We start from the raw sequence: 7212 nt of genomic DNA on the forward strand, positions 1-7212 counted from the left end.
CCAAGCCGCTATTGAATCAGGTAGCGTTATAAACTAAAGCGTTTATACCGCAGAATTGAGTTTATTTTTATCGATTATTTTATAAATCTCATCTTTTAAGTGCAGCTTGCGCTTTTTCATCTTTTCTATTTCTTCGTCACAGCTGGCGTGCGTCACCACATCCTTATCGAGCTGGTTGATTTGCTGATCAAGCTTGGTATGCTCATCAAAAATGCTCGCAAAGTAGCTGTCTTTTTGCTTAAGTTCGCAAATAATATCTCTGTTGTCTTGCCATGTATCAGTCTTTCTCATGTTGTCATCCTTGTTATGAAGCGCAGGCTTAGTAAAGCCATAGCGCATTTTAGTTAAGAGTGCTCTGATGAATTGATATGATTGTGAGACTTCATTCTTACCAAGCCAAATCGCAATTCAGCTCAGTCTTGAACAGGCTTGTGTGCAGCAGAAAGGGCATTTGCTAACGACAACTAGCGGTCAATCTGCCGACCGGTAAATAAGAGTGTTTCTTATTCGCCTCATCTGATTGTAGCGAAAAAATTTACCCGATACCATGACTGTCATGGATTTTCTTTTATTGATAGGTTTAAAAATTAAATAGTAATGCCTATTTATGATTTGTTTTATTAAACATAAAGTTTGAGTTTATCGGCTTGCGTGGTACGTCCAAAGCATTGATAATAGACGTATCAAAGGTGGTAAGCCAAGTATTTATGGCTTTTTAAATCAGATACTTAGCTTGTCACCAAACCCTATTTAAATGTGCAGCGATATAGCTGACGTTACATATCTGATAATAATGAGGAACAAACATGATAGATCAAGGTTTATTAGACGCAGTCAAAAGCTATAGTGAAAACATGACCCGTCCCATTACCTTTGTATTGGGTAGCGGCGAACATAGCAAACGTGCTGAGCTGATTGATTTTTTAACTAAAATCGCTGGTACCACAGATAAGATTAATTTTGATGCAACAGCAACCGATGACAGCTTACCAAGTCCAATTAGTTTTAAAGTCGTCAGTCATATTGATAATGCATTGACCGATACGGGTATTGTGTTTAGCGGTATTCCAGGTGGCCATGAATTTACCTCGCTGATTTTGGCGATTTTGCAAGCGGGCGGTCATACCTTAAAACTGGATGAAGGGATTCAAAAACTGATTAAGCGTTTTAATAAGCCGCTACAGTTTCAGACTTATGTCTCGCTGTCTTGCCATAGCTGTCCGGATGTGGTGCAAGCGCTGAACCAATTTGCGCTGCTCAACGATGACATCAGTAACGAGATGATTGATGGTGCCTTGTTTCAAGAGCAAGTCGAGGCTAATAACATTCAAGGTGTACCGGCGGTATTCTTAAATGGTAAACCTTTTGCCAATGGTAAAATTGATACGGCTAAATTGATTGAGAAGTTACAAGAGCAGTTCCCTGATTTATTGAGCGAAGTGGCTGATGACGCTGAGCAGTTAGAGCAGCAAGACGTAACGATTATCGGTGCAGGCCCTGCTGGCGTGGCGGCGGCGATTTATACCGCGCGTAAAGGTTTAAAAGTTACTATGGTCGCCGACCGTATCGGTGGACAAGTGAAAGACACGCAGGATATCGAGAACTTAATCTCTGTACCTTTAACAACCGGTAGTGAGCTGTCAGCGAACTTCGAGAAACATTTGCACGAATATGACATTACGCTGAAAGAGCATGTCAGCGTCAAAGAAATCAGTGAAACTGAAGAAGAAAACTACCGTATTCATCTCAACACTGGGGAAACGTTTGAGACGCGCAGTATTATCTTAGCGACCGGTGCTCAGTGGCGTAAGCTTGGTGTGCCGGGTGAAGATGAAAACGTGGGTCAAGGCGTTGCCTACTGTGCGCACTGTGATGGCCCATTCTTTAAAGGTAAAGATATTGCGGTCGTCGGCGGTGGTAACTCAGGTATCGAGGCGGCGCTAGATTTGGCAGGTATTGTTAAACACGTGACCGTCCTTGAGTTTGCTGACGACTTAAAAGCGGACCAAGTACTGATTAATAAAGCCAAAGAGAAGAGTAATATTGATATCATTACCAGTGCTGCAACGCAAGAGATTAAAGCGCAAGATGGTAAAGTGACTTCGCTTGTTTATCAAGATCGTAGCAACAATGAAACCAAAGAGCTCGACACGTCAGCGGTGTTTGTGCAAATTGGTTTGGTGCCAAATACTGAGTTTGTCAAAGGCTTTGTGGATCTAAACCGCTTTGGCGAGATTGAGATTGACGAGCGCTGCCGCACCGACCGCAAAGGTATTTTTGCTTGTGGTGACGTGACCACTGTGCCATTTAAGCAGATTAATATTGCGATGGGCGAGGGTTCAAAAGCAGCGTTGTCAGCTTTTGAGTATTTGATAATGCAGTAGAATACCCCATAAGTTGAATTAAAAAAGCCACCTCAACGAGCGATTGTTGAGGTGGCTTTTTTGTAGAAAATATTTTAATGCTTGTTAAATAATATAAGTTGACGTATGTTTGGTAGTGTAAATTATGTAGAGTATAACTAAATGGATTATCGATAAAACGACGGTGAAAGGATCTTGTTTTGCCCCATTTGAACACATCAATTTTAAAGCGCATAGCCTTAGTGGCTACTATAGCTTATGCATTCTGCGGTAGCCCTGCATTAGCGAACATCCCTCAAACCAATAGCACTATATCAAACAAGACTCTTATGGGTCTCTTGAAGTCTTATTATCCATTCTATAATAAGACACTTAAGTGCCAAAGTGTGGTGGTTGACTCAAGTTTTTATGGTGTCTTTTCTGCTGAAGATAGCAAAGCGGGTCATTGTGTTGAAATTGACCGTCAAATTATGGTTGAAACTCATAAAGGCAAACGTCTCTATGTACTAGTCACTGGCGATATAAAATTTGGTGAGCATGAGGAGGGATTGATAGATAGTAATGACGCTCTCTCTCACCAAGGCTTAGTTGGTATGTTTGTCTTAAAGCCAAATGGCAACAACTGGAAAATAGAATCGGCAAGTCCTATTATGAGTGCGGGTGCACAAGGTATGGGACTGCATGATTGGAAGCTGATGCGACTTGCTCCCAATACTTGGGGCTTTATAAATGAGGATGGTTACGAGTATTTGGGTTATGTAGAAACCAGTTTGATTATATTAACGCCTAATGGACAAAAAATTATAAAAAGCTCGATTAATAATAGTGATTTTAGTGCTTATACTGATCTTTGTAGCGATGAAGTAAAACGGGTCTGCGATGATATCAAAGCCAAACTACAGCACATTGATACGAGTAAAGTCGTTGATGGTTTTTATCCTCTACACTTTACCGTCAACGGTCGCAAAAACAATAAGACTTATAAAAATGCAAATTACACCTTTTATTATAAAAAAGGTCAGGGCTATCAGATACCTGATAATTATCCTATAGGTTTAGAGAACTAGATGAACTAAAGTACTTATATGCGTTAAATTTGACCTCATAAAAAAAGAGAAAGCATGATAAACGTTAAACGATCAAAAATAACTTTCAGCGCTATTGGTGCAATTATGCTTATGAGCTTATCAAATGTTACCTCAGCGAAAAGCGTCAATGAAATTATTAAAGAGTACTATCCTATCTATAATAAGACTAAGCAGTGCCAAGGTATTATGGCTAATGATGGCTCATCAGGTGGTGAAGGAACACTTTATCAAAGCGGATATTGCATTGAGATTGACAGACAACTGGAAATGGAAACTAAAAAAGGCAAAAGATTGTATGTATTAGTTATTGGTGACATAAGTTTTAATGAAGACGGTAGTGAAGCATATGGGGCACATGTCTTTTCTGGTCTAGTAGGCATGTTTGTTCTAAAGCCACAAGGTTCAGGCTGGGAAGTAGAGTCTGCTAATCCAGCGATGAATGCAGGCGCTTCTGGTAAAGGACTAAAAGGCTGGAAGCTGATACAAGTTGCTCCTGATAAGTGGGGATTTATTAACATTCATAGTGATTCGCATTGGGTTCATTCAGGCTCAGCTTTTGTGTTACTTACTCCAGACGATAGTAGCATTAGAAGAAGCTGGGTAGAAGCCAAGTATGAACATTCTAATGCAGGATCTGGGTCAGCAGGAAGCTGTAGCAATCCTGATGCCGATACCTGCACACTTTTAAAAGCTAAACTAGGCGTTAATGAGAAGATGATAATTAATGGGTTTTATCCGTTAGAGATTACGTTAAATGGTTTTGAAGATGACAAGGTATATAAAAATCAAGTCTATATGATTAAATATCAGCCCCGATTAGGGTATCAAGTACCTAATGACTATCCAATGAAAGATGTCAGCTTTTGATTTATATTTATAACTATATTTGTGTTTCATAAAAATGAACGATAACAACTTTGAGAGCTTCAAGGGAAATATTTAAGATGTTCAAATCTAATTTAGTATTACTCAGTTTAAGAAGGGTAGCGTTCATTATTACAGCCACATTGATATGCGGTACAGCCTCTGCTGCTGATAGTGTGATGGATATCCTCAAGCCATACTATCCGCTTTATAACGAAGCATTACAGTGTCATGGTGTCATTGCACCTTCAGGTTCTGTCAATGGCTTAACTAACGAGCCATATATGACGGGCTATTGCATCGATATTGATAGGCAAAAAGTCATAGAGACTGATAAGGGTAAACGCTTATATATATTGATTACAGGTAATGTTAGCTTTGATGAGAATGGTGAAGAAGTTTTACGTGGTCATGGCGCTAGTGGTTTAGTCGGAATGTTTGTTTTAAAGCCTAAAGGAGAAGGTTGGCAAGTTGAGTCGGCCAATCCGTATATGAATGCAGGTAGTTGGGGGGTTGGGATTTAAAACAGTTTGCACCAAATACGTGGGGCTTTTTAAACGAGCATGGTGACACGCATCAAGGTTACACCAGCAACAGCTTTGTTATATTGACGCCAAAGGGTCGCGGTATAATGGAGAACTGGATTGGCGCAGGTTTTGATAGTGATGGCTCAGACAGTTGTGGTGGTAAGCGGCAGCGTCTGTGTAATGATAGGAGTGCTGATTTAGAAATTGATACCAATAAAACGGTAAACGGGTTTTACCCTCTAAAGCTAACTGTGAATGGATATAATCAGGGTAAAACCTATAAAAACAGTGTTTTTTACCTCAACTATCAAAAAGACAAAGGTTATATAGAGCCTAATAATTATCCTTTAAAAGATAACTACTAAGCTCGTTCCCAATGACTCACTTTTAATCAGCCAATACCCCAACCACCGACAGTATCTCACCTGCTTCATCTTCTTCAATGATGCGAGTTTCTTCAAGTGCTGCCTCTCGCCAAGCTTGTATATTAGGACTGTTCAACATCTTTTCACAATACTGTTTGGTCGTTGGCTTTAATACTATGTCAGAGGCATCGGCATACGTTTGCAAACGTAGAATGACTGGTGCGAAAAAAGCATCGGCAGCCGTGAATGGACCAAACAAGTAGCTGTCTGTTGAGCGATTTTCTAAACAATCTGCAAAAATCTCTTCGATACGAGCAATGTCCTTTAAACATGCAGCGCTGGGTTGTATTTTTGCTATGGCTCGAATGTTCATCGGCATGTCACTACGAATGCCCATCAGCCCTGAATGCATTTCAGCGACGATGCTTTGGCAGTAGGCGCTATTTATTCTGATGCTAGTATTGCTTTTTGTCTCAGATTTCACCAGTCCTGTCCAAACATCTACGTTGGTAAAATAATCATTGATATGCATGGCAATCGCTAAGGTGTCCCAAATTGTGACCTTTTCGTCATTTTCACCATAGACTAAAACTGGTACTTTGCCGGTTGGCGCATGCTCTTCGAGAATGGCCGTCGCTGATGGATGAAACAGCTCAATCAGTTGCTCATCAAAATCAATATTAAATGCCTTGAGTAGTAGCCAAGCTCGCAATGACCATGACGAATAATTTTTATTGCCAATGATGAGTAGGGGTTTTTGCATCATAAAATCCTATTAAGGGGTATCAGTAGAGTTTTATTATGTCTTCAATATTAAAAATTAACCAGTCAATAGTTTAGCGGTATGCAAAAAAACGCCCATCCACAGTTTGGATGAGCGTTTTGAAATGGTATCAATTATATTTATATCACTATTAGTCGTCTAACAAATCCATACGCTTTGCCGCCTCATAAATACCTGTCGAGCGGTTACCGGTACGGCAAAAAATCAGTATAGGCTGCTCAGCTTGGTTAAAAAAGTCAGCAAACTCTTCGACATGGTTTTGATTGAGCTCGCTACCAGCAAAAGACACTTCTTTATAAGCAAGACCTGCTTGTTTAGCCGCGGCTTCAATCTCAGCACTGGTGGGTTGGTTTGGTTCTTCACCATCTGGACGGTTGTTAATAATAGTCTTAAAACCATTTTCAGCAATCATAGGTACTTGATCAGGGGTGATTTGTCCGGTAATACTCACTTCATGGCTCATAAGAGCTCCTTTTTATTTTTAGCGTAAAAACGAAAATTTTGCGCTTAGATTAAAATATTTCAATAAAGCCTATCTACTTTTTATAGCAAACCTTGCATCAGTGCACTTTGATAGAGCAATTTGGCGCGTGCACCGGTGCCGCAAAACATCAGGATGGGTTTTGGCATGCTGCGATAAAAGGCTGCAAACTGCTCGACAGTCGTCATGCTTAAACGCTCATCATCGAACGGTAAATGCTGATAGGTAAGGTTGGCTTTTGCCGTTGCGCTGGTAAAATCACAGCTATTGGGCTGCGAGTCAACCTCAGCGTCAGGTCGAATATTGAGCACAGAGCGGTAGCCAAGCTCGGCAATCTTGACGCATTGGCTTGGGTAAATTTGCTTATAAATGGTTAAATCATCGGTCATAAGTTTTTCGGTCGCGTATATTAAATGGCGTAAGGTTTTGTCTATTTCTAGATTCTGTAAATTTTAAAGGCTTATTACAATCTAGCATAACACAGTGGTTATCATAGCTATATTTTGTCACTGATGTTTTCTCAAAAGCACTTCCTGTCAGGATTAATTTAAGCGAAAAATTGGTTAGTTATAAGCTAATTATCTTTTAGCGCATTGACCGCATCCATGGTGCTTAAATAAACCTGCCCTGATAGATGGGTTATGACCGGTGTATGCTCGATAATATCCATCACCGGTCCTTTGATAAAGCTAAAGCTCAAGTGCTTTTTTTGGTTCAATAATTCTTGATTGAGGCTGATA

Annotated in this window: 9 protein-coding genes; 5 read left to right on the forward strand and 4 right to left on the reverse strand. The window is 40.1% G+C overall.

The window, feature by feature from the left end:
• Nucleotides 1-42: 42 nt before the first annotated feature.
• Nucleotides 43-291, reverse strand: a complete 249-nt coding sequence (locus tag V7D75_RS13500; protein WP_333614973.1) for a YdcH family protein — start codon at nucleotides 289-291, stop codon at nucleotides 43-45.
• 515 nt (nucleotides 292-806) lie between these two features.
• On the opposite strand from V7D75_RS13500, the gene ahpF reads away from it, so the two are divergent.
• From ahpF to V7D75_RS13525, 5 genes are all read left to right on the forward strand, one after another.
• Entirely contained in the window at nucleotides 807-2384 is a 1578-nt protein-coding gene (gene ahpF / locus V7D75_RS13505) for an alkyl hydroperoxide reductase subunit F (protein ID WP_333614974.1), read from the forward strand.
• A 365-nt stretch (nucleotides 2385-2749) separates the two neighbouring features.
• Nucleotides 2750-3430: a hypothetical protein gene (locus tag V7D75_RS13510; RefSeq protein ID WP_333614975.1), complete on the forward strand. Its 681-nt coding sequence runs from the start codon at nucleotides 2750-2752 to the stop codon at nucleotides 3428-3430.
• Nucleotides 3431-3484: 54 nt separating this feature from the next.
• The gene (locus tag V7D75_RS13515) at nucleotides 3485-4318 is read left to right on the forward strand and encodes a hypothetical protein (RefSeq protein WP_333614976.1); all 834 of its coding nucleotides are present in this window, start codon (nucleotides 3485-3487) and stop codon (nucleotides 4316-4318) included.
• A 77-nt stretch (nucleotides 4319-4395) separates the two neighbouring features.
• On the forward strand, nucleotides 4396-4839 hold the full coding sequence (locus V7D75_RS13520; RefSeq protein WP_333614977.1) for a hypothetical protein: 444 nt from the start codon (nucleotides 4396-4398) through the stop codon (nucleotides 4837-4839).
• Nucleotides 4840-4946: 107 nt separating this feature from the next.
• A complete protein-coding gene (locus tag V7D75_RS13525) occupies nucleotides 4947-5207 on the forward strand; it encodes a hypothetical protein (RefSeq protein ID WP_333614978.1) in 261 nt (86 codons plus the stop codon).
• Nucleotides 5208-5229: 22 nt separating this feature from the next.
• Here the strand turns inward: V7D75_RS13525 and V7D75_RS13530 are convergent, their stop codons facing one another.
• The 3 genes from V7D75_RS13530 to V7D75_RS13540 all read right to left on the reverse strand — a co-directional run bounded on the left by V7D75_RS13530 (nucleotide 5230) and on the right by V7D75_RS13540 (nucleotide 6861).
• The gene (locus tag V7D75_RS13530; protein WP_333614979.1) at nucleotides 5230-5973 is read right to left on the reverse strand and encodes a glutathione S-transferase family protein; all 744 of its coding nucleotides are present in this window, start codon (nucleotides 5971-5973) and stop codon (nucleotides 5230-5232) included.
• Between the two features lie 148 nt (nucleotides 5974-6121).
• Nucleotides 6122-6454, reverse strand: a complete 333-nt coding sequence (locus V7D75_RS13535; protein WP_068407556.1) for a TIGR01244 family sulfur transferase — start codon at nucleotides 6452-6454, stop codon at nucleotides 6122-6124.
• Nucleotides 6455-6534: 80 nt separating this feature from the next.
• On the reverse strand, nucleotides 6535-6861 hold the full coding sequence (locus tag V7D75_RS13540) for a beta-lactamase hydrolase domain-containing protein (protein ID WP_333614980.1): 327 nt from the start codon (nucleotides 6859-6861) through the stop codon (nucleotides 6535-6537).
• Nucleotides 6862-7212: the final 351 nt, after the last annotated feature.

The sequence above is a fragment of the Psychrobacter sp. genome (assembly GCF_036731945.1).
Classification (GTDB): Bacteria; Pseudomonadota; Gammaproteobacteria; order Pseudomonadales; family Moraxellaceae; genus Psychrobacter.